General features: G+C 72.1%; 25 protein-coding genes. 13 read left to right on the forward strand and 12 right to left on the reverse strand.

Annotated elements, in window-relative coordinates:
- Positions 1-3: 3 nt before the first annotated feature.
- Complete coding sequence (locus NR798_RS00605) at positions 4-2,211, reverse strand: tryptophan synthase alpha chain (protein WP_375769413.1); 2,208 nt, start codon at positions 2,209-2,211, stop codon at positions 4-6.
- A 239-nt stretch (positions 2,212-2,450) separates the two neighbouring features.
- On the opposite strand from NR798_RS00605, the gene NR798_RS00610 reads away from it, so the two are divergent.
- Both NR798_RS00610 and NR798_RS00615 read left to right on the forward strand, forming a co-directional pair.
- Positions 2,451-4,727 carry an ATP-binding protein gene (locus NR798_RS00610; RefSeq protein ID WP_375769414.1) on the forward strand — a complete coding sequence of 759 codons (2,277 nt, stop codon included), beginning with the start codon at positions 2,451-2,453 and terminating at the stop codon, positions 4,725-4,727.
- A gap of 59 nt (positions 4,728-4,786) precedes the next feature.
- Positions 4,787-5,533, forward strand: coding sequence for a hypothetical protein (locus NR798_RS00615; RefSeq protein WP_375769415.1), 747 nt, complete (start codon positions 4,787-4,789; stop codon positions 5,531-5,533).
- A gap of 24 nt (positions 5,534-5,557) precedes the next feature.
- On the opposite strand, the gene NR798_RS00620 is transcribed toward NR798_RS00615, so the two are convergent.
- Positions 5,558-6,484, reverse strand: a complete 927-nt coding sequence (locus tag NR798_RS00620) for an MBL fold metallo-hydrolase (protein ID WP_375769416.1) — start codon at positions 6,482-6,484, stop codon at positions 5,558-5,560.
- A gap of 227 nt (positions 6,485-6,711) precedes the next feature.
- On the opposite strand from NR798_RS00620, the gene NR798_RS00625 reads away from it, so the two are divergent.
- Genes NR798_RS00625 through NR798_RS00640 form a run of 4 tightly spaced genes read left to right on the forward strand, consistent with a single transcriptional unit; the run spans position 6,712 to position 9,435 of the window.
- Positions 6,712-7,335, forward strand: coding sequence for a site-2 protease family protein (locus NR798_RS00625; RefSeq protein WP_375769417.1), 624 nt, complete (start codon positions 6,712-6,714; stop codon positions 7,333-7,335).
- A 35-nt stretch (positions 7,336-7,370) separates the two neighbouring features.
- Positions 7,371-7,904: a hypothetical protein gene (locus NR798_RS00630; protein WP_375769418.1), complete on the forward strand. Its 534-nt coding sequence runs from the start codon at positions 7,371-7,373 to the stop codon at positions 7,902-7,904.
- Positions 7,901-8,911 (forward strand): M28 family peptidase, encoded by a 1,011-nt coding sequence (locus NR798_RS00635; RefSeq protein WP_375769419.1) that lies wholly within the window; start codon positions 7,901-7,903, stop codon positions 8,909-8,911. The genes NR798_RS00630 and NR798_RS00635 overlap by 4 nt, the downstream gene beginning before the upstream one ends.
- Entirely contained in the window at positions 8,908-9,435 is a 528-nt protein-coding gene (locus tag NR798_RS00640) for a hypothetical protein (protein WP_375769420.1), read from the forward strand. Before NR798_RS00635 ends, NR798_RS00640 begins: the two co-directional genes overlap by 4 nt.
- A gap of 18 nt (positions 9,436-9,453) precedes the next feature.
- On the opposite strand, the gene NR798_RS00645 is transcribed toward NR798_RS00640, so the two are convergent.
- From NR798_RS00645 to NR798_RS00660, 4 genes are all read right to left on the reverse strand, one after another.
- Positions 9,454-11,064, reverse strand: a complete 1,611-nt coding sequence (locus NR798_RS00645; protein ID WP_375769421.1) for a tetratricopeptide repeat protein — start codon at positions 11,062-11,064, stop codon at positions 9,454-9,456.
- A 143-nt stretch (positions 11,065-11,207) separates the two neighbouring features.
- Complete coding sequence (locus NR798_RS00650; protein ID WP_375769422.1) at positions 11,208-12,068, reverse strand: TIGR02266 family protein; 861 nt, start codon at positions 12,066-12,068, stop codon at positions 11,208-11,210.
- 102 nt (positions 12,069-12,170) lie between these two features.
- Positions 12,171-12,881: a hypothetical protein gene (locus NR798_RS00655; protein WP_375769423.1), complete on the reverse strand. Its 711-nt coding sequence runs from the start codon at positions 12,879-12,881 to the stop codon at positions 12,171-12,173.
- Positions 12,878-13,984, reverse strand: a complete 1,107-nt coding sequence (locus tag NR798_RS00660; protein WP_375769424.1) for a tryptophan dimethylallyltransferase family protein — start codon at positions 13,982-13,984, stop codon at positions 12,878-12,880. Before NR798_RS00660 ends, NR798_RS00655 begins: the two co-directional genes overlap by 4 nt.
- A gap of 479 nt (positions 13,985-14,463) precedes the next feature.
- Here NR798_RS00660 and NR798_RS00665 point away from each other — a divergent pair, with 479 nt between their 5' ends.
- Complete coding sequence (locus tag NR798_RS00665; protein ID WP_375769425.1) at positions 14,464-14,832, forward strand: hypothetical protein; 369 nt, start codon at positions 14,464-14,466, stop codon at positions 14,830-14,832.
- Between the two features lie 143 nt (positions 14,833-14,975).
- On the opposite strand, the gene NR798_RS00670 is transcribed toward NR798_RS00665, so the two are convergent.
- The gene (locus tag NR798_RS00670; RefSeq protein WP_375769426.1) at positions 14,976-16,328 is read right to left on the reverse strand and encodes an RtcB family protein; all 1,353 of its coding nucleotides are present in this window, start codon (positions 16,326-16,328) and stop codon (positions 14,976-14,978) included.
- Positions 16,329-16,523: 195 nt separating this feature from the next.
- Here NR798_RS00670 and NR798_RS00675 point away from each other — a divergent pair, with 195 nt between their 5' ends.
- On the forward strand, positions 16,524-16,814 hold the full coding sequence (locus NR798_RS00675) for a hypothetical protein (RefSeq protein WP_375769427.1): 291 nt from the start codon (positions 16,524-16,526) through the stop codon (positions 16,812-16,814).
- 62 nt (positions 16,815-16,876) lie between these two features.
- On the forward strand, positions 16,877-18,184 hold the full coding sequence (locus NR798_RS00680) for a glycosyltransferase (protein WP_375769428.1): 1,308 nt from the start codon (positions 16,877-16,879) through the stop codon (positions 18,182-18,184).
- Here the strand turns inward: NR798_RS00680 and NR798_RS00685 are convergent.
- Positions 18,109-18,759 (reverse strand): tetratricopeptide repeat protein, encoded by a 651-nt coding sequence (locus NR798_RS00685; protein ID WP_375769429.1) that lies wholly within the window; start codon positions 18,757-18,759, stop codon positions 18,109-18,111. The genes NR798_RS00680 and NR798_RS00685 overlap by 76 nt on opposite strands.
- Positions 18,760-19,046: 287 nt before the next feature.
- Between NR798_RS00685 and NR798_RS00690 the strand changes: the two genes are divergently transcribed.
- From NR798_RS00690 to NR798_RS00705, 4 genes are all read left to right on the forward strand, one after another.
- Positions 19,047-19,964, forward strand: a complete 918-nt coding sequence (locus NR798_RS00690) for a sigma-70 family RNA polymerase sigma factor (RefSeq protein WP_375769430.1) — start codon at positions 19,047-19,049, stop codon at positions 19,962-19,964.
- A 79-nt stretch (positions 19,965-20,043) separates the two neighbouring features.
- Positions 20,044-20,394, forward strand: a complete 351-nt coding sequence (locus NR798_RS00695) for a pilus assembly protein N-terminal domain-containing protein (RefSeq protein ID WP_375769431.1) — start codon at positions 20,044-20,046, stop codon at positions 20,392-20,394.
- Between the two features lie 201 nt (positions 20,395-20,595).
- Positions 20,596-22,005, forward strand: coding sequence for a protein kinase (locus NR798_RS00700; RefSeq protein WP_375769432.1), 1,410 nt, complete (start codon positions 20,596-20,598; stop codon positions 22,003-22,005).
- A 133-nt stretch (positions 22,006-22,138) separates the two neighbouring features.
- The gene (locus NR798_RS00705) at positions 22,139-22,702 is read left to right on the forward strand and encodes a DUF2059 domain-containing protein (protein WP_375769433.1); all 564 of its coding nucleotides are present in this window, start codon (positions 22,139-22,141) and stop codon (positions 22,700-22,702) included.
- Between the two features lie 203 nt (positions 22,703-22,905).
- On the opposite strand, the gene NR798_RS00710 is transcribed toward NR798_RS00705, so the two are convergent.
- The 4 genes from NR798_RS00710 to NR798_RS00725 are packed head-to-tail and all read right to left on the reverse strand — an operon-like array spanning position 22,906 to position 26,176.
- Positions 22,906-23,364, reverse strand: a complete 459-nt coding sequence (locus NR798_RS00710; protein ID WP_375769434.1) for a PaaI family thioesterase — start codon at positions 23,362-23,364, stop codon at positions 22,906-22,908.
- A gap of 3 nt (positions 23,365-23,367) precedes the next feature.
- On the reverse strand, positions 23,368-23,820 hold the full coding sequence (locus NR798_RS00715) for a PaaI family thioesterase (RefSeq protein WP_375769435.1): 453 nt from the start codon (positions 23,818-23,820) through the stop codon (positions 23,368-23,370).
- Positions 23,821-23,841: 21 nt separating this feature from the next.
- Positions 23,842-25,257 carry an ArnT family glycosyltransferase gene (locus NR798_RS00720; RefSeq protein WP_375769436.1) on the reverse strand — a complete coding sequence of 472 codons (1,416 nt, stop codon included), beginning with the start codon at positions 25,255-25,257 and terminating at the stop codon, positions 23,842-23,844.
- Complete coding sequence (locus NR798_RS00725; protein WP_375769437.1) at positions 25,244-26,176, reverse strand: tetratricopeptide repeat protein; 933 nt, start codon at positions 26,174-26,176, stop codon at positions 25,244-25,246. Before NR798_RS00725 ends, NR798_RS00720 begins: the two co-directional genes overlap by 14 nt.
- Between the last annotated feature and the right edge of the window lie 3 nt (positions 26,177-26,179).

Below are 26,179 nucleotides of genomic sequence, written 5' to 3' on the forward strand. Positions count from 1 at the left end.
GTCTCACCGGCAGTCGGAGTCCGCCTCGTCCGCGCGGCCGTCCGCGTCGTCGTCCGCGCCGTTGGCGCAGCGGCCCGTCTCCCGGGGCACGTACTCGGTGATGTGCAGCGTGTAGCGGATGGGGGAGGCGGCGTCCTCGCTGGCCTTCCCGTCCACCACCACCAGCACCCGCTGCCCCTTCTCCAGCGCCAGCTTCACCACCGGCGCGCCCGTCTTCCCCGCCGTCCGGCTCGCCGAGCAGCCCAGCTCCAGGCCCCGGCACCCCGTCAGCACGTACAGCGCGTTGCCGTAGCCTCCGCCCACCGTGTCGAAGACGAAGGTGCCACTCTTCGGCGCCGTCCACAGGTGCGCCCGGTCCTGCTGCAGCAGCGCGCCGCACGTCCCCTGGAAGCCGTCTCCCGCCTGCGCCGTGTCCCCGGCGAATGTCACCGGCAGCGCGCTGCCCAGGTCCGTGTCCGCGCACCCGCGCCCGTCGCAGAAGGGCTCGCCCTGGCACTCCGTGTCCGCGCAGTCCACCCATCGGTCCCCGTCGTTGTCCGCCCCGTCGAAGCAGCGCCCCGCCTCGGTGGCCGCCAGCTCGTGGATGTGCAGCTCGAAGTCCCCCTTGCCGAAGTTGCCTCCCACCGCGCCGTCCACAACCACCAGCACCCGCTGGCCCGCCTCCAGCGCCGCCGACACCCGCGCCCCTCCGCCGTAGCTGATGCCCCCCGTGGCGCACGCCAGCTCCTCGCCCCCGCAGCCCTCCCGCTTCAGGCACAGCAGCGAGTCCATCGCCGAGCGCGCCGTGTCGAAGGTGAAGGTGCCGCTCCTCGGCGCCGTCCACAGCAGCCCCCGGTCCGGTGAGCCCCCGCCGCCACACGTGGCCTGGTGGTCATCGTTGGCCCACGCCGTGTTGCCCTTGAGCCGCACCGGCAGCGCGCTGCCCAGGTCCCGGTCCACGCACACCGGCGAGGCGCGGTAGCACACGTTGGCCACGCCCGCGCCGCCGCACGTCTCCCCGTCCGCGCAGGTGCCACAGTCCAGCGCCCCGCCGCACCCGTCTTGCACCGTGCCGCAGTTCTTCCCCAGGAAGGCGCATGAGGAGGGCCGGCACGCGGCCGTGGCGCAGACGTTGGGCACGCCGCCCCCGCCGCACGCCATGCCCTCCGCGCACGTGCCGCAGTCCACCACCCCGCCGCACCCGTCCGGCACCAGGCCACACTCCTTGCCCAGCTCGGCGCACGTGGCCGGCAGGCAGCGCGCGCTGCCGCACACGTTGGCCACCCCGCCTCCGCCACACGTCTGGCCCGAGAAGCACTCGCCGCAGTCGAGCAGCCCTCCGCAGCCGTTGGAGATGGTGCCGCAGTTCTTCCCCTGCGCCGCGCACGTGGTGGGGATGCACGAGGCCGGGCCGCACACGTTGGGCGCGCCGCCACCGCCGCACGTCTCCCAGTCCGGGCAGCTGCCGCACTCGAGCGTCTCCCCGCACCCGTCCGGAATGGGGCCGCAGTTCTTCCCCAGCCCCGAGCAGGTGACGGGCGTGCACGGAGGAATGCCGCACACGTTGGGCACGCCGCCGCCGCCGCACGCCGTGCCGTCCGGGCAGAGGCCACAGTCCAGCACCCCGCCGCACCCGTCCGAGAGCGCGCCACAGCTCTTCCCCAGCTCCGCGCAGGTGAAGGGCCGGCACGAGGCCCGGCCGCACTCGTTGGGCGCGCCGCCGCCCCCGCACGTCTCGCCGTCCGCGCAGGTGCCGCACTCCAGCACCCCGCCGCACCCGTCCTGCACGCTGCCGCAATTCTTCCCCAGGCCCGCGCACGTGGCCGGGGTGCAGTGCGCCCGGCCGCACACGTTGGGCACGCCGCCGCCCCCACACGTCTCACCCGCCGAGCAGGTGCCGCACTCGAGCATGCGCCCGCACCCGTCCGGCAGGCGGCCGCAGTTCTTGCGCGAGGACGCACACGTGGCCGGGGTGCAGGGCGCCGGGCCGCAGTGGTTGGGCACGCCGCCGCCGCCGCACACCTCGCCCTCGGGACAGGTGCCACAGCGCAGCACGCCGCCGCACCCGTCGAGGGCCGTTCCGCACTCGAGCCCCTGCTGCTCGCACGTCTGGGGCTGGCACCCGTTGCGCGCGAGGGTGCCCGGGACGGGCTCCGTCGTCTCCGTGCCGCCACATGCCAGCCACACCGCGGCCAGGGCCGCCCACCCCAGCCCGCTCCAACGCCCGCCCATGCCCCGCCCTCTACCCGGCCTTCGAGTGGCCCTGGGGCACAACCTGGGATGGCTCCCCTCGGGATGGAAGAGGCCCCAGGGGGAGCGCCGCCCGGTGCTGAACGGATGGGGCTGCCCCCGGGGGCAGGGGGATTGCCCGCTTTCCGACGTCGCCCTGCCCGCGAGCCCCGATTCCTGCGGGTGCGCGGGGGCGCCACTTTGTATGGGTAGGCCGGCCCGGGTAGGTGGGGAGGAGGAGCTTGAGGCGTCCCTGGACTTTCGCGAGGCGCATCGCCGTGGGGCTCGCCGCCTCGCTGGGGGTGGCCCTGGCCATCGCCGCCATCACCGCGCTCGCGCTGAGCTCGGTGCTCACCGGCGATGAGCACATCTCCGAGAGCGCCGTGCGGCACCGGGTGGCGGTGGAGCAGTTGCACCGGGCCTTCAGTGACAAGATCGCCAGCCAGCAGGGGCATGCCCTCACGGGCGAGGCGTCCCTGCTGGAGGAGGCGCGGCAGGCGCGCATCCAGTTCCAGGCGCTGTTGCGGATTCTCCGCTCGCACGAGGACGCGCGGCGCGAGCACGGCCTGTTGGACGGGCTGGCCCAGGCCGAGCAGGCGCACGAGGACGCCACGCTGAAGCTGAGGGAAGCCTGGGGGCGGGGCGTCTCCGAGCAGGCGCTGGCGGTGCTGCGCGCCCGGGTGGACGAGGCCCGCCACCAGACGTACGAGGCGCTGGACTGGCTGTCCGTGTACACCGAGGACGAGTTCGCCCGGCGGACGCTGCGGGCCGACCGGGCGGAGCAGCGGGCCTTCTGGCTCATCATCGTCGTGGCCACGCTGGGGCTGCTGGTGGCCATGGGGCTGGCCTGGGTGCTCACCCGCGCGTTGTGGCCCCTGCACCACGAGGCCCAGGCCAGCCAGGCGCGCTTCCGGCTGCTGGTGGAGGGGGTGAAGGACTACGCCCTCTACATGTTGGACCCGGAGGGCCGGGTGGTGAGCTGGAATCCCGGCGCCGAGCGCATCCACGGCTGGCGGGCCGAGGAGATGATCGGCCGCACGGGCGCCCTCTTCTACACGCCGGAGGCGCGGGAGGAGGGCCAGCCGCGCCGGGACCTGGAGCGGGCGGCGCGCGAGGGGCGGCTGGAGTGGGAGGGCCCCGGGTTGCGCAAGGACGGCTCGCGCTTCTGGGCCGAGTCGCTCATCACCGCGTTGCGTGACGCGGACGGCCGGCTCGAGGGCTTCGCGGTGCTCACGCGCGACAGCTCCGAGCGCAAGCGCATGGAGCGCGCCCAGCACCTCTTCGCCGAGGCCGAGCGGCTCTTCCTCACCGAGAAGGAGCCGGACCACGCGGTGGTGGAGCTGGTGCGGCTGCTGGTGCCGGAGCTGGCCGATGGATGCCTGCTCTTCCTGCTCACGCCCGAGGGCGAGCTGCAGCCGCGTGCCGTCGTCCACGTATCGCCGGAGAAGGAGCGGCTCTTCTGGGAGCTCCTCCACCACCGGGGCGGGCCCCGGCTGGATCTGCCGCACGGGGCCTGGCAGGCGCTGCGCACGGGGAAGACGGAGCGCCTCCAGGTGACGCCGGAGACGATGAAGGAGGCGGCGGAGGACGCCGAGTCGCTGGAGCGCATGAAGGAGCTGGGGGCCGTCTCGTACCTGGTGGTGCCGCTGCGCGTGGCGGGGCGCGCGGTGGGAGTGCTGATGCTGGTGTCGCAGCGGGCGGAGCGGCGCTTCACGGAGACGGACCAGGTGTTCATCGAGGAGCTGGCGGGGCGGGCGGCGCTGTCGCTGGAGAACGCGCGGCTGCTGCGCGAGGCCCAGGCGGCGTTGGACCTCATCGGCGTGGCGGCGCACGACCTGGGCAATCCGTTGCAGGCGCTGCAACTGATGCTGGGCAAGCTGCGGCGCACGCCCCCGGCGGATCCGGACAAGCTGCGCGAGGTGCTCACCGCGGCGGTACGCCACACGCAGCGGCTGGGGAGGCTGCTGCACAACCTGTTGGACCTGTCGCGGCTGTCCTCGGGGAGGCTGGAGTTGGAGGTGGGGGAGGTGGACCTGGCGGAGCTGGCGCGGGAGGCGGCGGAGCGGCACGCCGAGCAGGCGGTGGAGGCGGGCAGCCGGCTGGTGCTGGACGTGGAGCCGGGGGTGGTGGGGCGGTGGGACCGGCTGCGGCTGGAGCGGGTGCTGACGAACCTGCTGTCCAACGCCTTCAAGTACGGCAAGGGCCAGCCCATCGAGCTGCGGGTGGAGCGCACGGAGGGCCATGGGCGGCTGCGGGTGCGAGACCACGGGCCGGGCATTCCCGTGGAGCAGCAGCGCACCATCTTCGAGCGCTTCAAGAAGGCCCCGGCCCAGGGCGAGAAGAAGGAGGGCTTCGGGCTGGGCCTCTACATCGTCCGGCAACTGGTGGAGGCGCACGGGGGCAGCGTGCGGGTGGAGAGCCGGGAGGGCGAGGGCGCGACGTTCACCGTCGAACTCCCGCTGGTGGCGGCGAGCCGGGAAGTGGGCGCCAGCACACAGCCTCCAGGGATGGTGCATTAATCCGGTTGAGCGGAATAAGCGGCTGGTTCACCATGTCGAAGAAGTTCGCGAGGTGAGTCATGGTGAAGCTGGCCCTTCTGGGTGAGTCCTATCCGGCGCAGCTCCGGGAGAATCCGCAGGCGCTGCGGGATGTGGAAGTGGTGTGGTCGGGCTCGTCGGTGGAGGCCTTCCGGGAGGAGGTGCCGAAGGTACGGCCGGACGTGCTGGCGTTGGACTTCCTGGAGCTGAACGGGGTGCAGACGGGGGTGGTGCCGGCGCTGCTGGAGGGCAGTGGGGCGCGGCACGCCATCGTCACGTACCGCTTCGCGCGGCGTGGGGTGCTGCAGCAGTACCCGGCGGGCAAGGTGCGGTTGCTGCAGGGGCCCATCTCCCTGTCACTGCTGCGCGCGCACGTGCACCTGGCGGTGCTGGACGACATGCTGCAGCCCCAGCCGGTGAAGGCGGCGGCACCCGCGCCGGCCCAGGCGCCCACGGCCTCGGCCTCGACGCCAGCGCTGCAGCTGGGGGCACCGGGCGCGGTGTCCACGGTGACGGTGCCGGCCACGCCGAAGGCGCCGCTCTACTCGCCCGAGCAGCTGGGCGTGTTGCTGGAGGTCTCCAGCGCGGTGCAGTGCGAGTGTCCCAACCACCTGTCCCAGATTGTCAGCAGTCTGCAGGCCTTCGAGGAGTACTCGAAGCACTGCGAGAACCGGAACGAGGCGGACCGGCAGGTGCACGCGCTGCTCTACCGGTACACGGCGGCGGCGCGCGCGGTGATGGAGGAGGCGCTCACCGCGCTGGTGAAGCACGAGAACATCAAGCTGTAGCCCCCGCTGGAGCCTCCGGGAGGCTCACACCGTGGGGATGTTCGGAAGGGGCGGCTCGGGCAGCCGCACCTTCGGCTCCTCCGGGGCCTCCGGGCCGCGCTGCAGCTGGGCGCGAGACTCCTCCTCGAGGCGCTCGAACTCCACGGCGTCGTGCGCGCAGAAGACACGCACGTCCCGGCTGTGCAGGCGCACCAGGTCGCGCAACCGCTCCTGGTTGAGCTTCCGCAGCCGCCCGTCCTTCTGCATGAGCTCCTGATAGGCCAACAGGCCCGGCGTGCACCGCGGCTGGTACGGGTCCATCTCCTCGTGGAAGAAGTACGCGTCACCCGCGTGCAGCAGCCACCCGTCGGAGCGCTGCACCGCCACGCCCGTGTGCCCCAGCGTGTGCCCCACCAGCGGCACCAGGAGGATCTCCGGCGGCAGCCCCGCCAGCTCGCGCACGCACTCGAAGCCGAACCAGCGCTCGCCCCCGAAGGGCATGGGGTACGTCACCCAGTGCGGCTGCGTGCTCCACTGCCTCGGCCGGAAGCGCCGCCGGTCCAGCCACGTCGCCTGCGCCACCGCCGCTTCCGCCTCGGCCGCCATCACGTGCACCCGCGCCGCCGGGAAGTCGTCCAGCCCTCCGGCGTGGTCGAAGTCCAGGTGCGTCAGCACGATGTGCCGCACGTCCCCGGCCTTGAAGCCCAGGCGCTCGATCTGCCGGATCGCCGTCATGTCCTCGTTGAAGCGCGGGCGGTTGAGGTTGAGGAAGAAGGGACTCAGCCGGGGCCTCGGGTTGCGCACGTCCTCGAGCCCGAAGCCCGTGTCCACCAGCACCAGCCCCTGCTCCGTCTCCACCAGCAGGGTGTGGCACACCAGCGCCGCCGGCACTCCCTTGGGCCGCCAGCGCCCATCCATCAGCCGTCCGCCCGGTGGGCACATGGTGATGCAGTTGAGATGATGGACGCGCATTCCCCGTTCCCCTTCGGCTCGGTTCGCCGCAAAGGTGGGGTGGGGCGTGGGAACGGGCCAGGGGCTGGCGGGAGACCCTCACCCCCACCCTCTCCCAGAGGGAGAGGGAGTGCATGGCTGGCCGGCTGCTCTCCGGACGGCCGTGTTCACTCCGATGGCGGGCCGCTCCCCCGGTGCTTATTGGCAGAGCCCATATGGACTCCCAGCCCCTCATGGAACGGGCGTTGATGCTCATTCCGCTCGTCCTCTCCCTCACCGTCCACGAGTTCGCCCACGCCTGGAGCGCGCGGCTCCTCGGAGACGACACCGCCGAGCGCATGGGCCGCTTCAGCCTCAACCCGCTCGTGCACATCGACCTCTTCGGCACGCTGCTGCTGCCGCTGCTCGGCATCCCGTTCGGCTGGGCCAAACCCGTGCCCGTGGACCCCTCGCGCTTCCGCCGCGATGTCTCCATGCGCACCGGGTGGATGCTCACCGCCGCGGCCGGGCCCCTGTCCAACCTCGTGCTGGCCGCGCTGAGTGCCATTGCCTTCGGCCTCACCTGGCGCCTGGCCCCGGGCTTCCTCCCCGCCAATCCCGGGCTCGAGTTCTTCCTGAAGATCATGATGGTGGCCAACGTGGGCCTGGCCCTCTTCAACCTGCTGCCCGTGCCCCCGCTCGATGGCAGCCGCGTCCTCGAGGGGCTCCTGCCCCAGCGGCTCCTCGGCCCCTGGCAGCGGGTGCTCGCGCTGGGGCCCCTGCTGCTCATCGCCGTCATCTTCTTCGGCAGCAAGCTCATCTCCGGGCCCACGCACTACGTCATCGGGCTGCTGGAGCGGCTCATCCTCGGCGTGGCGATGATCGGGGCGTAGCCTCCCCGGGGCGAGCGGGGTAGGGTCCCGCGCCCATGCGTCCCTGGTTGCTCCTCACCGCCGCGCTCCTCCCGGGCGCCGCGGCCGCCGGACACGATGTGTCCCTTGGTGTCACCGCCGTCACCCTCACCAACGGCGGCGTCTACAACGTCACCGCGCCCCGGCTCGGGCTCGATGCCTCCTATGCGTACGAGCTCGGCGCCTGGCGGCTCGGCGGCGGGCTGCGCTGGGCCCCCGCTGGCCGCGGCAACCTCCCGGTGGAGGTGTACGCCCGCGCGCTGCTCTCCACGCAGCTGGGGCGGTGGCGGCCCGCGGTGGGCCCCGAGCTGGGGGTGAGCGGCCTGCCCATCATCCTCCCGCCCGAGGGTGGTTTCCCCGATGACCTCTCGCGCCAGCAGGCCGCGCAACTCGGGCCCGCCTACGTGGCCGTGCACGCCGCGCCCCTGCGCTTCGCCTTCCGCCACTTCACCGTGAGCGCCCTGGAGTTGCAGTGGGGCACCACGCTCAACCGGCCCGGCTCCACCCTGCGCCTGCAGTTCGGCCTCGTCCACCTGGGGGTGAGCCTGTGAGGCCCCTGTCCGCCGCGCTCCTGCTGCTCGCCGTGTCCTGCGCCTCTCGGCCCTCCGTCGAGGACGCCGCCGTCTCGCGCGCCGGGGATTTCTCCGCGGGCGTGGAGAAGGGCCGCCTGGTGTCGGACGTGGACGCGTTCGTCGCCGCGCATGACACGGATACGCCGCTGGACTGCGCCCTCTTCGACACGTCGGTGATCGACACCACGCGCCGGCCCGTGTGCCACGTCACCCGCGAGAAGGCGCGCCAGCTCGTGCGCGAGCGCTTCGAGGCGCTCGGCTACAGCGTGAGCACGCACGAGACGCAGGATGAACGCTTCCCCACCGTCAACGTCCTCGCCGAGCTGCCCGGCGCCGAGCACCCCGATGAGGTGGTGGTGGTGGGGGCGCATTACGACGCGTTCTACTCGGGCGCGGATGACAACAGCTCGGGCGTGGCGGCGATGCTGGAGATGGCGCGGCTGGCGGCGGGCAAGCGCTTCGCGCGCACGGTGCGCTTCGTGGGCTTCGATCTGGAGGAGATCGGGCTGGTGGGCAGCACGCGCTACGTGCAGTCGGGCCCGGGGGAGGAGATCGTGGCCTCGCTCATCTTCGACTGCGTCGGGTACAAGGACGCACGCCCCGGCGCGCAGCAGGGCCTGCCGGGCTTCCCCATTCCGAGCACGGGAGACTTCCTCGCGGCGGTGGCCAACGCGCAGTCGCGCCCGCGGCTGGAGGAGCTGTACACGGTGGGAGAGCGGCTGGGGTACGGCGGATTCCTGCGGGGCGTGGTGACGCCGAACGACGGCACCGGGCCGGCCTCGGGCAACCTCATGCGCAGCGACCATGCGCCCTTCTGGATGGCGGGGCACAGCGCGCTCTTCCTCACCGACACGGCCAACTTCCGCAACCCGCACTACCACAAGGCCAGCGACGTGCCGTCCACGCTGGACTTCGACTTCCTCACCGACGTCACCCGGCTGTCCGCCGCCGGGCTCTCCTTCTGGGCCGAGGGTCCGCTGCCATGAGTGTCTCCGCGCTGGTCGTGCTCTCCGCCCTGGCCACCTCGCCCGCTCCGCGTGAGGAGGCCGAGCCCCCGCGTCATCAGCTCTCGCTGTATGGGCGCTCGGGGGTGACGGCGTACCTCTCGGCGGCGCGCACCCAAGGGGGCGTGGGCGGCGGCTTCGGGCTGCGGGACACGGTGGATGGGCGGTGGCTGCTGCAGGTGGACGCGAGCGGCCTGACGGGGCTGGGCTCGGCGCTGGCGGTGCGGGTGGGGGCGGGGGTGCAGCGCCAGGGGTGGTGGGCGCCCGCGGCGCTGGTGAGCCTCACGGGCCTGTTCGGAGACAGGCTGGACTTCCTGACGCCCGAGCACCCCGTGCCGGTGGCGGGGCCCTCGGTGGGGCTCGGGGTGACGCTGGCGCCCGCGCGCTTCACGCTGGGGGGCGCGCAGGTGTCCGTGCTCGAGCTGGGGGTGGGCGTGGGCACGGACAGGCCGGGGCTCGGGATGATGTATGGGCTCACGCTGCTCGAGGTGGGCGTGGCGCTGTGAGCCCACGGGTGGGGCCTGTCAGCGGGGCAGAACCGCCAGCCAGTAACGGGCGGAGTGGTAGCCGGGGAGGTTCTTGAGCTGCGGGTCGTCGAGCAGCCGCTCCCCGGTGGTGCGATGGGTCTTCCCCGCCTGGCGGTCGCCGGTACGGAAGGATGCACTGGCGAGCATCACCTCGCTGTAGGCCCAATCCAACTTGAGCTGGGCATCCGAGGGGTCCGCCTCGGCCAGGGCCTGGCGCAGCTCCACGGACCGCTGGAAGAAGGAGCGGGCCTCGGCCGGGCGCTTCTGCTCGTCGGCGAGGTAGCCAAGCCTGTCGAGGCTGCTGACGAGGTGGCGCTGGAGGACGCGGTTGGAAGGGTTCGCCTGGTTCAGGGCCTGGGTGATGTCCAGGGCTTGCTGGAAGAAGGGGAGGGCCTCGTCCAGGCGCTTCTGTCTCATGGCCAGGCTGCCGAGACTGTGGAGCTGGGCGGAGAGCGTGAGCTGAAGGGAGAGGTGGGAGGGGGCTGCCTTGGCCAGCGGCTGCTGGACCTCCAGGGCCTTCTGCCAGTACGAGCGGGCCTCGTCCAGGCGCCCCTGTTGATCGGCCGTGTAGCCGAGCTTGTTGAGCTGGTTGGAGAGCGCGAGCTGAAAGGAGCGCTTGGCGGGGACTGCCTGGGCGAGGGCCTGGGTGACCTCCAGGGACTGCTGCGCGAAGGAGCGGGAGTCGTCCAGGCGTCCCTGTTTCGCGGCCACGTCGCCGAGCTTGTCGAGGATGAAGCCGAGGTCGCTGCGCAGGGTGGTGTTGGAGGGCTCCGTCTTGGCGAGGGCCTGGGTGACCTCCAGGGACTGCTGGAAGAGGGAGCGCGCCTCGTCCATGCGTTGCTGTTGCTCGGCCACGTAGCCGAGCCGCTGCAGGCTGTCGGCGAGTTTGCGCTGAAGGGTGGCGTTGGAGGGGGTTGCCTGGGCGAGGGCTTGGTGGATGCCGTGGGCCTTCTGGAGGAGGGCGAGGGCCTCGTCCAGGTTGCCCTGTTGCTCCGCCAGCTCACCCAGCCTGCCGAGGCCGAGGGCGAGGTCGCGCTGAAGCGAGGGATTGGAGGGGTCTGCCTTGGCCAGGGCCTGGGTGGTGTCCAGGGCTTGCTGGAGGAAGGAGCGGGCCTCGTCCGGACGCCCCTGCTGCAGCGCCACGACGCCGAGCTTGTCGAGCCCGAGGGAGAGGTCGCGCTGGAGCGAGGTGTTGGACGGGTCCGCCTTGGCCAGGGCCTGCGTGCTGTCCAGGGCCTGCTGGAAGAAGGAGCGGGCCTCGTCCAGGCGCCCCTGTTGCTGCGCGCCATCACCAAGCTTGTGGAGCAGGGCGTTGAGCTGGCGTTGAAGCGAGGTGTTGGCGGGGTCGTCCGTGGCCAGGGCGCGGGTGCTGTCGAGGGCCTGCTGGTAGGAGGCGCGGGCTTCGTCCAGGCGTCCCTGTTGCGCGGCCACCTCGCCGAGACTGGTCACCAGGAGTATCTCCGAGAGGCGTTGGTGGGTCTGGGAGAGGCGTTGGTGGGCCTGGGCGTAGGCAGCCACCGCCAGACCGGCAACGAGCAGGACTCCGATCGCCGCGAAGACAAACCCACGGCCGCGTCCACCCCCTGGCGCTTCACGCACATCATTCATGGCTTTGTTTCCCCCCTTCGATGAGAGAGGCACTCTACCAGGGACGCTCCGGCTCGGGGGTTCAACCCGGGAGGCGTGGCACCCTCACCCTGTCCCTCTCCCGGGGGGCGAGGGGAGATGGGGCGGGGATGTGACGGAGATGCTCAGTCCGGGAAGAACATCGGCTCGCGCGTGGCCACGAAGTCGGAGATGACCGATGACACCTCCGGCGGCAGGTACGTGAACTTCACGCCCAGCCCCGGCATCAGCTCGGGCGTCTTGTCGTTCACCTCGCGCGTCCAGCGCACCACTCCCGTCACCGTCATGGACCGCGTCCCCGGTAGCAGCACGTCCAGGTCCACCGTCGTCCCTCGCGGCACCGACTGCACCGTCGCCACGAAGATGCCGCCCTCCTGGATGTTCGTGGTGAAGCCCGTGAAGAAGTTCGAGTCGCTGCGCGGGTCGATCGCCGCCACCATCCGCACCCGCGACCGCGCCCCCTGGGGGTTGGGCTCCACCTGCGTCGTGTTCCCCTGCGCCGCCGCCCGCGCTGGCCGCCGCGCCGCTGCCTCGCGCTCCCGCTGCGCCTTCGCCGCCGCCTCGGCCGAGCGCTTCAGCCCCGCTTCCGCCTCGGCCAGCTCCTGCTGCGCCCGGGTGTTGAGCTGTTGCAGCGTCTGCAGCGTCCGCTGCGCCTCCTGTGCCGCCCGGCGCCGCGCCTCCAGGGCCTCGTGGCGCGCCGCCAGCGCCCGCTCCCGCGCCTCCTCCGTGGCGCCCGTGTGCCCCGAGGCCGATTCCAACCGCGTGCCCGCCGCGCGCACGTGCTCGTCCTCGGGGCGCTCGGCCGACACCCGCTCCACCTGCTGTCTCAGCTCCAGCAGCCGGCGCGCGTGGCTCTCGGCTTCCGCCGCCGCCCGGGTGAGCTGCTCCCCGAGCCGCGCTTCCTGGCTGGCCAGCTCGGACTCGGCGCGCGCGAGCTCGGTCTCACGCGAGGACGGATGGGGGGGGGCAGGGGACGGCGCGGTCATCTCGGCCGTCCATCCTAGCGTGTCCTCCCGGGCGCCGACGAGCCCACCGAGGCCTCTGCCCACCCGGGGCGTGTGGGCGCTCTCGTACCCCGGGCGCGGGGGCTACGCCGCGGTCCGCTTGTCCTCCAGGCTCCGCCGGGCATGGGCCAACAGCTCGTCGCCCATCGCGTGGAAGAGGGCGAAGGTCCTGTCCACCAGTCCGCACGCCCGCTCCACCTGCTCCGGTGTCAGCTCGATGGCCGCGAGCACCGCCTCGGCGTCCCCGCTCCCCATCACGTGCCCGCTCTCCAGCCCCGCGTGTGTCTCCCCGAAGTAGACGAGCCGCTTGCCCGTCCTCGCCTCCAGCTCGCGCGCCACCTGGCTGAACCGGCTGAAGCCCACGCTCCCGGCGGCCTCGATGCTCTCCACCACGGCCAGCCGCATCACCGGGCGCTCCGCCGACACCAGCGCCACCAGTCCGTAGATGAGCTGGCGCGCCCGCTTGCAGTGCTCTCCCCACAGCCGCTCGAGCGCTCCAGTGAAGTCCATCGGGGCGTTCAGCTCCAGCGTCCGCAGGTCCCTCAGGAACATGCCCCAGTGATGGTCGTCCTCCCGGGTGTGCGTGTTGATGAGCCGTTGGATGGGCTCCTCGGAGGCCTCGTCGCGCAGGACGTACGTGTTCAGGTCCGCGAACCCCATCACGAACGGCGCGAGGCCCGGGGCGAAGCCCAACCGCTGCCGGGGCTCGAGGCTCGCGTCCTCGAGGAAGGCGATGAAGGGAGACCTCGCCAGCTCCGCCTTGCGCAGCTCGATGTGTTGCAGGACCCGTCTCATGGTTGCGCTCCGCCGTAGGCCTCGGTGGCCAGGTAGAAGGTGGCCCGCCGCCCGCCGCCCTGCCGCCGCATGGAGACCCACTGGATGAGCCCCACCCCGTCCTCCAGCGGCCGGCGGGCGATGGCCCTCACCGAGCGCTCCAACAGGACCCGGGACTCCGTGTCGAGCAGGGGACGGATGCGCCGCAGCGCGTCGGCGTCGTTCGCCGCGTAGCAGCGGAGGGGGAAGTGCAGCGTGACGCTGGAGGGGCGCCGGGGCTCGTCGGAGGTGAAGGAGAGGCAGGTGAGGGTCGGCCGGGTCCCGCGGAAGAGGCCCACGCCCTCATGCAACGCCTGGCAGAAGCCGCGCGACTCGCCGGGGGCGTACTCGGGGGCCAGCGCCATGACGGCGTCGATGTCCTCCGCCGCCGCGTTCCAGTGGGCGAGGTAGACCTTGATGCGCGCGGTGCTCTGGGCCGACAGGTCCAACGAGAAGTAGATGGGCTGGTCCTGACTTCCCCGGCGCATGGCCACGGTGGACAGGAAGCGCCACGCCTCGGCGCAGCCGAGCCGCTCGAAGGCACGCCGCACCAGCTCCTCCGCGCCCTCGGGGCCCCGGGCGAACGGGTTGAGGTACACCTTGAACGAGGGGGCTTTGCCCGGAGAGACACCCACGGCGTGCCAGAGCCCGAAGCGGGCCCGCGCATCCACCGGCTCGAAGAGCTCCTTCACCTGCTCGAAGCGCTCCAGCTCGACGCCCAGCTCGCGGTGCAGCCGCTCGTTGAGCGCCAGCGCGGCCTCCCAGCTCGAGCGCAGCGTGGTGGGCGCTCCCTGCGCCTCCAGCAGGAAGCGCACCTCGGGCTGTCCTCCCTCCATGGCCAGTGACAGCTCGAACGGTGTGTGGTCATCCGTGATGGCTGACCGCCACGCCGGTATTTTTCCAATGACTCGCTCTCCCCAGTCGCCGCACATGCGCTCGAAGGTGCCTCGCACTGTCTGGGTATCGCGGGCGTCGAAGCCCACCGCATGACACAGTGCAGCGAGCCGCTCGCTTCCGAAAGAGTGCAGGGATTGCCAGGGGATACGCGTCCGCGCCGCGGTGGGCTGCTCGTTCCATGCCCGCATGGAGGGGTCCAATCTCGTGCCAGGGGGGGCAAAGCTTTTCTCAATGTAACAGAAAATGTGGGATTTTTCGGCTCTCTCGGTTTTCTAGGTAACACCCGGGTCCGGTGGGAGGAGCCTCCGCTCTCTCGGGGCCCGCGGACGGCGGCGGCCCGGGTGAGGCCCCTGGGCGAGCGCCACCGCGCCTCGCCGGGCCCTCAGCACCGGTTTTTGAGAAGGGATTGGTTGGAAGACAAGAAAAACAGGGGAGCCTTTTTTCCGGCTCTCGCGACTGTGTCTGTTTGATACGGGCAAACCATACGTCTTTCTGCGGGCAAAACCTCACATTTCGAGCGTCGGGGATATGGCTTTTCAGCCAATGCCCCTATCATGTGTAGCTGGGTGAGACCGGCGGTCCCGGCTGTCGCGCTGTCACCCGGCAGTGAGGGGGCAGTCTCAAGGACGCGCAAGACGTGGGCAGTTCACTCCGCCAGGGAGGACGCATGGACGCTCGACAGTTCGCGGCAGGGATGAAGACGCTGGCTACCCACGAGGACGAGGCCGTGGAGGCGGGCCGGTTGCGCGGTGAGCGCCGCCGCAATGCCCGCCGGCGTCTGGATTTCGCCGCCTACGAGAGCGTCGTCGAGCGCAACGCCGAGCTGGCCGCCGCCTGCGGGGCGTGTGCCTGTTTCGGCCAGCCCCACTGCCCCGACTGCGGCGGAGAGGGCAAGCCCGGCTGGCAGATGCCGGATGCGAGCCTGTTCCGCATGTACGTCGCCCCCGTGCTCGAGCGGCTCGGCGCCCCGCTGGACGAGGAGGAGCCGCACCACCGCCCCTCCTCGTCGTGGGCCCACGAGTCCGCGAGCTTGTAACGCGGGCACGGCTTCAACCTGGGAAGCGTGGCACCCTCACCCTGGGGGGCTTGCCCCCCCTTTGAACGACGGGGGGCTCCTCTCCCGAGGGGAGAGGGGTGGTGGGCGCCGTGGGGACATGAGAGCCGCCAGGGATTGGGGGCTCAGTCCGCGCCCTTGATGCAGGCGATGGGCTTGAGGCGCTTGTCCACCTTCGCCAGGCCCGCCATCTCCACCGTGGACAGCACGTCGTCCAGGTTCTTGTAGCAGGGCCCTGACTCGTCCAGCGGCGTCGTCCGCGTGTTGAGCAGGATGCCCGCCTCCGCCATGCGCCGGTCCGTCTCGGACTGGTTGAGCACCCGCCGCGCCTCGCCTCGCGACATCCGCCGCCCCGAGCCGTGGTTCACCGAGTAGATGGACTGCTCCGCCCCCTCCTCCGCGAAGAGGATGGCGCTGCCCGTCTCCATCGAGCCCGGAATGAGAATCGGGTGCCCCGTCTTCTCCCACTGCGTCTTGCGCAGCGCCGGGTGCCCGCCCGGGAACGCCCGCGTCGCCCCCTTGCGCGCCACGAACTTCCCCGCCTCCTTCTGGATGAGGTTGTGGGAAATCTCGTAATAGATGTCCGCCGTCCCGCCGAACACCTCCTCGAGCGCCGCGCACACCGCCTCGCCGATGATGAGCCGGTTGGCCACCGCGAAGTTGGCCGCCATGTTGTGCAGGTTCCAGTACTCGCGCCCCAGCCGGCTCTCCGCGTCCAGCCAGATGAAGTCCTCGCTGCGCTTGCTCAGCCCCAGCGCCGCCGCGCCCTCCACGAAGTAGTGCTTCGCGATGTTCCACCCGAAGCCCCGGCTCCCCGTGTGCAACATCACCCACACGCGGCCGTCCTCATCCACCTGCATCTCCGTGAAGTGGTTGCCGCCCCCGAGGCTCCCCAGCTGATCCCTCTTGCCGTAGGCCCGCTCGGGGATGTCCACCCGGTCATCCTCCACCGGGATGAAGTCACGCTCCGTCGTGGACGCGGTGCGGCCCAGCGCCTTGGCCCCGTGGCGCACCACCTCGGCGAACGTGCGCGCGTTGACGCTCCGCTGCTTCTGCACCCGCGAGGCCCCCACGCCCACCGCGATGCGCTTCGTCACCTCGTTGATCCACTCGCGGCGCTTCGCCGGGTCCGCCACGTCCTCGGCCGTCAGCGTCGTCTTGAGCTGCACCATGCCGCAGCCGATGTCGTACCCCGCCGCGGTGGGCAGCAGGATGCCGTCCGTCTCCACCACCGTGCCGATGGGCACGCCGTAGCCCAGATGACAGTCCGGCGTCACCGCCACCCGCGTCACCCCGGGGAAGGAGGCCGCGTTGACCACCTGATCGAAGACGCCTTCCTCCAGGCCGGGCAGCTCGGGGCCCTCGCCCCACAGCAGTTTGTCCGAGAGGAACAGGTGCGCATCCACCCGCATCGTCTTGGTCTTCGGCAGGACGAAGTGACCCTCGGCGACCTTCTCCAACCTTTGCGTCCAGCTCATGGCGATTCCTCCCGGAGTGATTCAACCGCTGGCAGCGACGGAACCGTCCTTTGGAAGCTGACGGACAGAGCGAGCGGCCAGGCGTACGACCGATCAACGGCTGGTCGCTTCCAGATGTCGTCCACAGGGCTCCCGCAGTTGCCCCTTCACTGAAGAATTCCCATTCCTATTCCGGAGCTTCAAGGGGGTAGGGAGATGGGGATTCTCGGAGCGCTGCTGGTGGCGATGACGGTGAACGCGGGACCCGTCGAGGTGAAGACGGCACCGGTGTTCAACCCGGCCGTGTGCAGCAAGAAGCGGGTGGATGCGTGCGGGTGCCACCACGTCTACGGCGTGCGCCACTGCCACCCCAAGCGCAAGAGCGGGCACTGTGAGGCCATGGTGCAGGCCCCCGAGCCCGCCGAGCAGAACATGTCCACCGAGCAGGAGCTCTTCTCCCACGAGCCCGAGCCCGCCACGGAGCACGAGGACGTCGCCACCCTGTAGCCGGCCCTGGGCGAAGGGCCCGGATCGCTGTCTTCCGGATGGGGCGGGTAGACTCCCGCCTCATGCGCATCCTCGTCGTGGCGTGCGGTACCCGTGGAGACTTCCAACCCATGCTGGCGCTCGCCACGGCGCTGCGCCGCGCCGGGCATGAGGTCCTGCTGGCGGCCACGCCCACCTTTGCCTCCGAAGCTGCGGCCTTCGAGGTGCCCTTCGCGCCCGTGGGCATGGACTTCCAGGCGCTGATCGCGCGCCACCGCTCCGAGTTGGATCCACGGCGGCCGTTGAATGCCATCCGCTTGATGAACCGCATCATTCCGGAGGCGATCCGCTCCGAGTGGGCCGCGCTGTTCCCCCTGGTCCACGGGCCGGAGCTGATCGTCGCCGCGGGTGCGACGCTCACCGCGCGCAGTGCCGCCGAGGCCGCCCGCGTCCCCTTCCGCTACGTCGCCTATACGCCGCAGCTGCTGCCCTCGGCCTGGCACCCGCCCATGATGCTTCCCATCGCCGGGACGCCGCGCTGGCTCAACCGGCTCGGCTGGAGGAGCATCCGTCCCCTCTACGATCGCATCCTGCTCCCCACGCTCAACCGGCTGCGCCAGGACGAGGGGCTCCCGCCCGTCTCCTGTGCCATCCGCCACGTCTTCCCCACCGAGCCTGGCGTCTCGCTGCTGGCCGTGGATCCGGAAGTGGCGCCCGCGCCGCCGGATCTCCCCGTGCCTCAAGTCGGCGCCTTCCACCTCGAGGATCCCCGGCCCCTGCCGGCCGCCGTCGAGCAATTCCTCTCGGAGGGCGAGCCCCCCGTCTACCTCGGCTTCGGCAGCATGCCGGATACGGATCCGGAGCGGACCAGCCAGCTGCTCGCCGAGGCCGCCCGGCGCGCCGGGTGCCGTGCCCTGCTGTCTTCGGGCTGGGCGGGCCTGGGCACCGGGAAGCTGGGCTCGCACATCCAGGTGGTGGGGCCGCTCTCCCACGGGGCCCTCTTCCCCCGGCTGGCGGGCGTCCTCCACCACGGTGGCGCGGGCACCACCGCCGCGTCCACCCGGGCCGGTGTCCCCCAGCTCGTCGTTCCCCACATGTTGGATCAGTTCATGAACGCGCACTTCGTGCGCACCGCCGGGCTGGGCCTCTCGCTCTCCCGCAAGCAGCTCGGGGTGGAGCGGTTGGCGAGCGCCCTCGTCCGCCTCCGCGAGGACTCCACCCTGCGCGCGCGCGCAGCCCAGGTGGGTGAGCGCGTCCGTGCGAGGGATTCGCTGTCAGCGGCCGTGGCCCTGCTCGAGCAGACCGCTGGCGCGGCTCAGCCCTCGGGCGTCACCGTCACTTCCAGCGTGAACTCCCGCGACATCACCCGCTCGAGCTCGTCCACCTCGTAGGCCGTCAGCGGCGTGCGCGAGGAGATGACCACCCAGCGCGTCCCCGGCGCCGCCCTCATGGCGATCGTGTTCCCCGACAGCCGGCGCACCTCGGCCGGAGATGGCAGTGGCGCCGCGGGCAATGCCGGCGCCGGGGGCAATGCCAGCCGCCCCGGGACGTTCGCCTGGCGCGTGTGCAGCTCCACCATGTCCCGCTTGTGCTCGGGGATGCGCGTGGTGGGCGGCGGCACCGCCGGCGGCACGTGCACCGCCTGGCGCGCCGCGTTCGCGCTCGACAGCCGCTCCAGCGCCCGCGCCACCTCGTTGTCCCTCGGGTCCAGCTCCAGCGCCACCTTCAACGCCGCCCGCGCCCTCGCCTCGCACCCCAGCTGCAGCAACAGCTCCGCCGCCGTCCGGTACGAGCTGATCGCCTTCTGCCGATCTCCCGCTCGCCTCCACGCCTCGGCGTGGCGCACGTACAGATGTGGATCCCTCGGCTCCAGCTCCAGCAGCTTCCCGTAGGTGCGCGCGCACTCGGCGAACTTCCGCCTCGAGTACAGGTCCAGCGCCTGCTCCTTCAACTCCCGCACTCCCATCACCACCCCCGCACCGCCCCCGAGAACCACTCCCGCAACGGCCCTGTCCCTTTCCGCTACAAGCATGGGCTGTGCCGGGGAACGGCCGGGGAAGTGCGCTGCCCCGACAGGCCCTCCGTCTTCACTCCGTCACTCGCGGTGTTCTCCTCCCGGCACCCCGGGGGGACACGGCGCTCCCCAGCCAGGGAATTCCGGTGGCTCCGGGTTCAAACCGCCTTCCCAGTCCCTGTAAGAAAGGAGGGGAGCCCCGCTCCATCCTGTAATTCCCGTCCGGGTCCGCCACCTCCATGTCCCACCCTTCGCCGCTCGCCCGGTTGCTCGTTCCCCACCTGCGCCCCGAGGCCCGTGGGTACGCGGCGCTGCCCTCGCTGGAGACGGTGCTCGCGGAGCTGCTCGCCTCCGCCCGCGCGGCCTGGCCCCGGGTGCGGCTCGAGGACGCCGTCTTCCTCCGCCACCTCGCCGAGCGGCTCTCCTCTCCAGGCCCCGAGCCCGAGCGCACCCTGCGCGCCCTGCCCGCCGCGGATCTCTTCCTCGCCTGTGCCTGCGTGCACGGGGATGCCGCCGCCCAGGCCGCCCTGGACGCGCACTTCCTCCCCAAGGTGGCCTCCGCCGTCGCCCGCGTGCACCCAGGCGCCGATGCCGTCTCCGAGGTGTGCCAGGTACTGCGCGAGAAGCTCCTCACCTCCGATTCGGGCCAGCCGCCGCGCCTCGCCGGCTACCTCGGCCAGGGCCCGCTCGCCGCGTGGCTGCGCGCCGCCGCCGTCCGCACTGCCCTCAACCTGCGCCGCTCCGCCCAACGCCAGGCCCGCGCCGAAGAGGAGGCCCTCGCCGAGGCCACCCTCCCCGGTGGCACCCACCCGGAATTGGAGCTCCTGCGCCAGCGCCACCGGGCCGACTTCCAGGCCGCCCTCGCCGAGGCGCTCGCCTCCCTGCCCTCGCGCGAGCGCACCGTGCTCCGCCTCCACCTCGTCGAGGGGTTGAGCCTGGAGCGCATCGGCACCGCGTACCGCACCCACAAGTCCACCGTCTCCCGCTGGCTCGCCCACGCCCGCGAGGAGGTGCTCGCCGGTACCCGCTCCCGCCTCGCCGAGCGCCTGCGCCTGTCCTCCGGCGAGCTGCACAGCTTCCTGCGCGACGTGCCCGCGCAGCTCGACCAGAGCCTCTCCGCGCTGCTCGCCAGCACCGGGCACGGCGAGGGCTCGTGAGGTTTTTTCGCGCCGCCGTGCAACACCGCGCGGCCACCGGTGTCACCCGGGCAGAACGCGGCAAATCCCGGAGGACACCATGAAGAACGTGAAGAAGATGATGGGCGTGCTGGCGGTGACGGCGGTGGCGGTGCTCGGCACGGCGGCGGGCGCGGAGCAGGGGGCTCCCGCGGCGGCCCAGGGCGGCCCCACCGTCCCCTCGGAGACGCTCAGCGTCAAGAAGGGCGAGGTGTACACCCTGGAGGTGAAAAACCTCGTGCGCATCGCCGTGGGGGACCCGGAGACGGTCGACATCTCCGTGGCCGACAAGACGGACAAGAAGGACTCGGTGGGCGTGCGCATCACCGGGCTCAAGGCGGGCGAGACGACGCTGCTGACGTGGACGAAGGACGGGGCGCGCAAGGCGTACAAGGTCGTCGTCCAGGGCTGAGCCCGGGGGACAAGTCCTTCAGGGGTGCTCCCGCGGGAATGGGCGGAGCACCTTCCGGCCGCGTGGCGTGCCGACTGGTCCGACAGTAGGACCAGTTGCTCCCCATCGCGGCCGGAACCTCCCTCCTGGCAGGGCCTGACCTGGCTGGCTGGGAGCCGGTGGCTTCCCGTGGCGGCGGGCGCCTGCGACAATGGAGGCCAGATGCCCCTGGAATCGAGGTTGCGCGCGCCGGACGGGTGCCCGGACGAGAATGTGCTCGCGGGTTTCGCCTCGGGTGCGCTGGCCCACGAGGACACGCCGCGGCTGGAACGACACCTGGACGGGTGCGCCGCGTGCCGGGCCCTGGTGGCGGCGGTGGCGGCCGAGGCCTCGGGGCCCGGTGACTCCAGCGCTCCCACCTGCCTGGACACGGGCGCGCCCACGCTGCCCGTGCACACCGGAGCGCCCGCGCTCGCCCCGGGTGCCCCAGTGGGCCGCTACGTCGTCGAGGGGCTGCTCGGCGAGGGCGGCATGGGCGTGGTGTACGCGGCGAGAGACCCGGCGCTGGGGCGCACGGTGGCGCTGAAGCTGCTGCGCCCGGGCGGGGGAGGGGAGGAGGCCCAGGCGCGGCTGGTGCGCGAGGCCCAGGCGATGGCGCGCCTCTCGCACCCCAACGTGCTGCCCCTCTTCGAGTTGGGGACGGAGGGCGGGAGCGTCTTCCTCGCGATGGAGCGGGTGGAGGGCCCCACGCTGGCGGGCTGGCTGCGCGAGCGCGAGCGGCCGTGGCGCGAGGTGCTCGCCCTCTTCGTCCAGGCGGGCGAGGGGCTGGCGGCGGCGCACCGCGCGGGCCTGGTGCACCGGGACTTCAAGCCGGCCAACGTGCTGGTGGGCGCGGACGGACGGCCCCGCGTCACGGACTTCGGGCTGGTGCGCCACGGGGCCGGGGGGGACGAGGGGCTCCTGGGAGACGCCGGAGCCGGAGACGCGGGCGAGGCGCTCACCCGGGCGGGCGCGGTGCCGGGGACGCCCGCGTACATGTCGCCCGAGCAGCTCGCGGGCCGCGAGGTGGACGCGCGCGGGGACCAGTTCAGCTTCTGCGTGGCGCTCCACGAGGCGCTGTATGGGGTGCGCCCCTTCGATGCGCGGGCCCGGGGCGAGGCGCGCTGGCGCCGGGTGCCGGTGCCGCGAGGGCCTCGGCTGCCCGGCTCCGTGCGGGCCGCGCTGGACCGGGGGCTGGCGCTGGTGCTCGAGGCGCGCTTCCCCTCCATGGACGCGCTGCTGGCGGGGCTGGCGCCCCCCTCGGGGCCACGCTGGCTGCCGGTGGTGACGGTGGTGGCCGGCCTGGGGCTGGTGCTCGCCGGGGCGGACGTCCTGGTGTGGCGGACGCGGGAGCCGGTGGCGGCCTCGAGCCAGGACGCCGTGCCCGTCACGCTGGAGATGGGGACGCCCGTCGAGCTCGCGATGCCCGGGCTGGCGCGCGTGGCGGTGGGGGCCACGAGCGTCGTGGACGTGAAGGTGCTGGGCGATGGCACGCTGCGGCTCGTGCCCCTTGAGCCGGGCACCACCACGATGCTGGTGTGGACGCGGGACGGGGAGCGCCGGGCGTACACCGTGTCGGTGCATCCACACTGAGCGGGGACCCCCCCCTTTACGGGCGCGTGGGCGAGGGGACTATCGTGGAAGGCCTCTCGTCGCGGAGGGCTTCGCGTTGCGCTCCATCAATCCCCTGGCGTCCTGGCGGTGGTGTCTCCTCGCTGTCTTAGCGGTGGGCTGCGCGCATTCGAGCGCGGGCCCGGCCGCGGACCCGGCTCCGGCCACCGCGGCCGAGGCGTCCTCTCCGGACACCGGCTCCGACGCCGCCCGCCGTGCCCAGGCCCGGGCGCTCACCCAGAAGGTGTTCGGCCCCGAGGCGCAGGCCACCCAGCGCAAGCAGCAGAAGGTGCGCAGGCTGATGGCGGCCACGGGGGCGGAGGACACGGGCAGGATGATGATGGACATGATGACCCAGCACTTCCAGCGCGCGTCGAACATCCCACCGGGATTCCTGGAGAAGTTCCGCGAGGTGGCGCGGGAGGAGTCCATGGTGGACCTGCTGGTGCCGGTCTACATGAAGCACTTCAGCGAGGAGGATCTGGACGCGGCGATCGCCTTCCACGAGTCCCCGGCCGGCAAGCGCTTCCTCGCGGCCCAGCCGCTGGTGCTGCAGGAGGCGAAGGAGGTGGGCGAGCAGTGGGGCGTGCGGCTCGCGCAGAAGACGCTGCGGGCGCTCGCGGAGGAGGAGGCGGCACGGCGGCCGCAGCCCGCGCGCCACGAGGGCCAAGAGCTCTAATCCTCTTCAAGGAAGTGGACGAAGCTATCCCCTCTCCCCTCGGGAGAGGGTCAGGGTGAGGGTATCCGGGCCCGTTCTCCAACCCGTGGCCCTCGGTGTGGACAGCGGGAGCGCAACCCGGGTTCACCCGATACCCTCACCCCGTCCCTCTCCCGGAGGGCGAGGGGAAATGGCCGTGTGTCAGCGCATGTTCCCAGGGGTCCTCACGACACGAGGAACAAGACATTGGCGCTGGCGATGGGCCTGCTCCGGTCCTCCTGCCAGGCCTGCACCTGCAGATTGGCCACGCGCCGGCCGAGCCGTGTAATCGTCGCCTTGGCCAGCGTGTCCTGCGGCCTGCCCGAGCGCAGGAAGTCCACCGTGATGCTGATGATTTTCGGCACCCGGTCCGTCTGCGTGCGCAGCAGCAGCTCGAAGATGGCGGCGGACTCCATCAACCCGCCGAGCGTGCCGCCGTGCAGCGCGGGGATGGAGCTGTTGCCAATCAGCATGGGCGCGTAGCGCATGCGGCACAGCACCTCGCCGGTGGTGTTCTCCACGCCGATGCCGAGGAAGCGCGTGTAGGGGATGGCCTCGGTGAGCAACTGGTACTCACCGGTGAGGCGCACCTCGCGCAGGAGGTTGGCGATGCGGGTGGGGGGAGTCGGGGGCGTGCTGTCCATGGCTCAGTCCTCCACGATGATGAAGGTGCCCTGTGCCGAGGCCACCGGGTTGGCGGGGTCCCCGTGATGCGCGAGCGCCCGCACGAAGGCCACCGCGCGCGTGAGCTTGTAGCACTCGGCGCGCGCGAGCAGCTCCTTGCCGGGCATGGCCGGGTGCAGGTAGTCGATGCGCAGGTCCAACGTGGCGATGCGCGCCATCCGGGCCATCTTCATGAAGACGGCGATGCCACACGTGGCGTCGATGAGCGTCGTCACCGCGCCGCCGTGCAGCACACCCGTCTCGGGGTTGCCCACCAGCTTCTCCGAGTAGGGCAGCCGCAGCGTCGCCTCCGCCGCCCCGAGGTCCACCACGCTCAGGCCCAGCTCGTGGTTGTGCGGGACGGAGTCGCTCATGAAGCGGTTGATGCTCTCCATCATCTGCTGCTTGTCGTCGGGGAACGCGTCGTCGATGGCCATGCGCGAGCCTGGATAACAGATTCAAGGCTTGCGCAGCAGCCGCCAGCGGCCGTCGCGGCCCACCTCGCGCCAGCCCGGGCCGCTCACGGGGGCCCCCTCCGCGACGAAGGCCACGCGGGCCTCGGCGGGGCCTCCGGCGGGCAGCTCCGTCCCCAACCCCGTGAGGCGCCAGGGTGACCAGCGCCGCTCGACGGCGAACGCGGCCACGGTGGTCCACTCGTGCCCTGTCGACACCACCAGCACCGGGGCCCCGGGCGGCACGTCCGCCGTCTCCGGGCCCAGCGCCCCCGCGAGGGGACAGCGCCTCGGAAAGAGCGGCCGGCCCGCGCCCGCCAGGGACGCCACCAGCACCACCCCCGCGAGCACCGCCAGCCCCCGGGTGGCCTCGCGCGCCTTCCCGGGCGAGGCGAGCCGTGCCTCCAGCCACGGGCCCACCCCCACGCCCACGAGCATGGCCAGCAGCGGGAAGGCGACGAGCGAGTGGTTCCACACCTTGCGTCCCGGGATGCAGAGCGCGGAGAGGACGAAGAGGCTGGCGATCAGCAGCACGCGGGCGGTGCGGCGGACTCCGGCCTCGTCGCGAGTGCCCTCGGGCAGCAGGGCGCGAGGAGGCCGGCCGAGAGCGAGCACGCCACCGGCCACGAGCAGGGGCAGCCCGGGCCAGAAGCGGCTGAGGACGGTCCGGAAGGGGATGTACCAGGAGAGCTGCCCGTCGGTGCGCGCGCCGGAGGCGGAGGCGAGGACCTGGTGGCGCACATAGCCCTCCCACCAGTCCGGGTGGGTGACGAGGAAGAGGACGGTGGGCACGGTGGCGGCGAGGCCCACGAGGGTGCCGGTGACGAGCACCCGGAAGGAGCGCTCGGCGAGGGCTCGGCCGACGGCGGCTCCGGCGAAGGGCAGCACGCCAAAGGGCCCCTTCACGCCGCAGGCCAGCGCGGCGAGCACCCCACACAGCAGCCAGTCGCGCGGACGCGGAACGCCGAGCAGCAGCGGCACCGCGGAGGCGGTGGCGAGCAGCAGCAGGAGGGGCTCGAGGAAGGGCTGGCCGGCGCGGGTGAAGAAACCATCGGGGAAGGAGAGCACCAGCATGGCGGTGACGCCGGCCCACGTGCCCGCGGCGCGGCGGGCGACGGTGCCGGTGAGCAGCAGGGTGCCCAGCGAGAAGGCGGTGCACAGCGGGAAGAGGGCGCGCTCGCCGAAGAGGCGGATGACGAGGGCGAAGGGCCAGAAGCCGAAGGGCAGGTGCTCGAAGAAGCGCGGGTGGACGTCGGGCACGTAGCGCAGGGCGAGCCAGCTGCCGTCCTCGGCCAGGTGGCGCGAGAGGACCTGATAGAGCTGCGAGTCGCCCAGGTCGGTGTGCGTCCACCACGTGGAGGTGGCGAGGCCGAGGAAGATGAGCACCGCCCAGGCCGTGGGGGCCGGCTCAGAAGCGCGCATCCAACCGCACCGTTTCCAACTCCTGACGCACCATACGCTGGAAGAGGGCGGGGCCCACCCACGTGTAGAGGGCGAGCCCCATCCAGACGAGCTGGATGATGTCGGCGAGGCCGGGTTGGCCCAGGTCCTTCGCGGCGAGGGTGGCGAAGCGGTAGGCGACATACGCGCCCAGCAGCACGAGCGTGCTCTTGTTGTCGCCCAGCGAGCCCATGAACATCGCGTAGCGCCACCACACGCCGAGCAGCGGGCTCTGCCGCGCCTTGATGCTGGCCAGCAGCCGCAGCGAGCCCTCGTCGGAGGCGTCCTGGCGCAGGGCCCACAGCGCATGCTCGCGCGCGTCCTCGATGCGGCCCTGGCGCAGGTACACGTGCCCCATGAGCACCAGCCCGTCCTGGAACTCGGGCCGCGCGGTGAGGGCGTCACGGGCCCACTGCTCGGCGCGCTTCACGTCCCCTCGCTCCAGCGCGTCCTCGCCCATCATCACCATCGTGTCCGGGTCGTCCGCATCCAAGGCGATGGCCCGCTGCAGCGCCTCGCGCTTGAGCTCCTTCTTGCCCGTCAGGTCGAAGAAGTGGGCCTGCAGGCGGAGGTTGCTCGGGTCGTCGGGCTCCAGCACCAGCAGTTGGTCGAGGTGCTTCCCGGCGTCCTTGAAGCGGCGGCGCGCCATGGCCACCGAGGCCGCCGCGGCGTGGGCCATGGGCAACAGGGGCTCCAGCGACAGGGCGATGCCGGCCTCGTGCTCGGCGGCGTGCGGGCGCTTGAGGGACAGCAGCACCAGCGACAGCAGGGCATGGGACTCGGGGTCTTCCGGCTCCTGCCCGAGGCCCCGGCGCAGCGTCTCGAGTGCACCGCGGTGGTCCCCGCGGGCGAGCTGCATCTGCGCGTAGTTGCGCCAATGGAAGGAGGGACTGTCACTCATGGC

The sequence above is a fragment of the Archangium gephyra genome (genome assembly GCF_042230915.1).
Taxonomy (GTDB): domain Bacteria; phylum Myxococcota; class Myxococcia; order Myxococcales; family Myxococcaceae; genus Archangium; species Archangium gephyra_B.

What these genes read in the sequence shown, in the direction of transcription:
- NR798_RS00605 (WP_375769413.1), bottom strand. Translation starts at nt 2,211, where the DNA reads ATGGGCGGGCGTTGGAGCGGGCTGGGGTGGGCGGCCCTGGCCGCGGTG.
- NR798_RS00615 (WP_375769415.1), top strand. Translation starts at nt 4,787, where the DNA reads ATGGTGAAGCTGGCCCTTCTGGGTGAGTCCTATCCGGCGCAGCTCCGG.
- NR798_RS00620 (WP_375769416.1), bottom strand. Translation starts at nt 6,484, where the DNA reads ATGCGCGTCCATCATCTCAACTGCATCACCATGTGCCCACCGGGCGGA.
- NR798_RS00625 (WP_375769417.1), top strand. Translation starts at nt 6,712, where the DNA reads ATGCTCATTCCGCTCGTCCTCTCCCTCACCGTCCACGAGTTCGCCCAC.
- NR798_RS00630 (WP_375769418.1), top strand. Translation starts at nt 7,371, where the DNA reads ATGCGTCCCTGGTTGCTCCTCACCGCCGCGCTCCTCCCGGGCGCCGCG.
- NR798_RS00640 (WP_375769420.1), top strand. Translation starts at nt 8,908, where the DNA reads ATGAGTGTCTCCGCGCTGGTCGTGCTCTCCGCCCTGGCCACCTCGCCC.
- NR798_RS00645 (WP_375769421.1), bottom strand. Translation starts at nt 11,064, where the DNA reads ATGAATGATGTGCGTGAAGCGCCAGGGGGTGGACGCGGCCGTGGGTTT.
- NR798_RS00650 (WP_375769422.1), bottom strand. Translation starts at nt 12,068, where the DNA reads ATGACCGCGCCGTCCCCTGCCCCCCCCCATCCGTCCTCGCGTGAGACC.
- NR798_RS00655 (WP_375769423.1), bottom strand. Translation starts at nt 12,881, where the DNA reads ATGAGACGGGTCCTGCAACACATCGAGCTGCGCAAGGCGGAGCTGGCG.
- NR798_RS00660 (WP_375769424.1), bottom strand. Translation starts at nt 13,984, where the DNA reads ATGCGGGCATGGAACGAGCAGCCCACCGCGGCGCGGACGCGTATCCCC.
- NR798_RS00665 (WP_375769425.1), top strand. Translation starts at nt 14,464, where the DNA reads ATGGACGCTCGACAGTTCGCGGCAGGGATGAAGACGCTGGCTACCCAC.
- NR798_RS00670 (WP_375769426.1), bottom strand. Translation starts at nt 16,328, where the DNA reads ATGAGCTGGACGCAAAGGTTGGAGAAGGTCGCCGAGGGTCACTTCGTC.
- NR798_RS00675 (WP_375769427.1), top strand. Translation starts at nt 16,524, where the DNA reads ATGGGGATTCTCGGAGCGCTGCTGGTGGCGATGACGGTGAACGCGGGA.
- NR798_RS00680 (WP_375769428.1), top strand. Translation starts at nt 16,877, where the DNA reads ATGCGCATCCTCGTCGTGGCGTGCGGTACCCGTGGAGACTTCCAACCC.
- NR798_RS00685 (WP_375769429.1), bottom strand. Translation starts at nt 18,759, where the DNA reads ATGGGAGTGCGGGAGTTGAAGGAGCAGGCGCTGGACCTGTACTCGAGG.
- NR798_RS00690 (WP_375769430.1), top strand. Translation starts at nt 19,047, where the DNA reads ATGTCCCACCCTTCGCCGCTCGCCCGGTTGCTCGTTCCCCACCTGCGC.
- NR798_RS00695 (WP_375769431.1), top strand. Translation starts at nt 20,044, where the DNA reads ATGAAGAACGTGAAGAAGATGATGGGCGTGCTGGCGGTGACGGCGGTG.
- NR798_RS00700 (WP_375769432.1), top strand. Translation starts at nt 20,596, where the DNA reads ATGCCCCTGGAATCGAGGTTGCGCGCGCCGGACGGGTGCCCGGACGAG.
- NR798_RS00710 (WP_375769434.1), bottom strand. Translation starts at nt 23,364, where the DNA reads ATGGACAGCACGCCCCCGACTCCCCCCACCCGCATCGCCAACCTCCTG.
- NR798_RS00715 (WP_375769435.1), bottom strand. Translation starts at nt 23,820, where the DNA reads ATGGCCATCGACGACGCGTTCCCCGACGACAAGCAGCAGATGATGGAG.
- NR798_RS00720 (WP_375769436.1), bottom strand. Translation starts at nt 25,257, where the DNA reads ATGCGCGCTTCTGAGCCGGCCCCCACGGCCTGGGCGGTGCTCATCTTC.
- NR798_RS00725 (WP_375769437.1), bottom strand. Translation starts at nt 26,176, where the DNA reads ATGAGTGACAGTCCCTCCTTCCATTGGCGCAACTACGCGCAGATGCAG.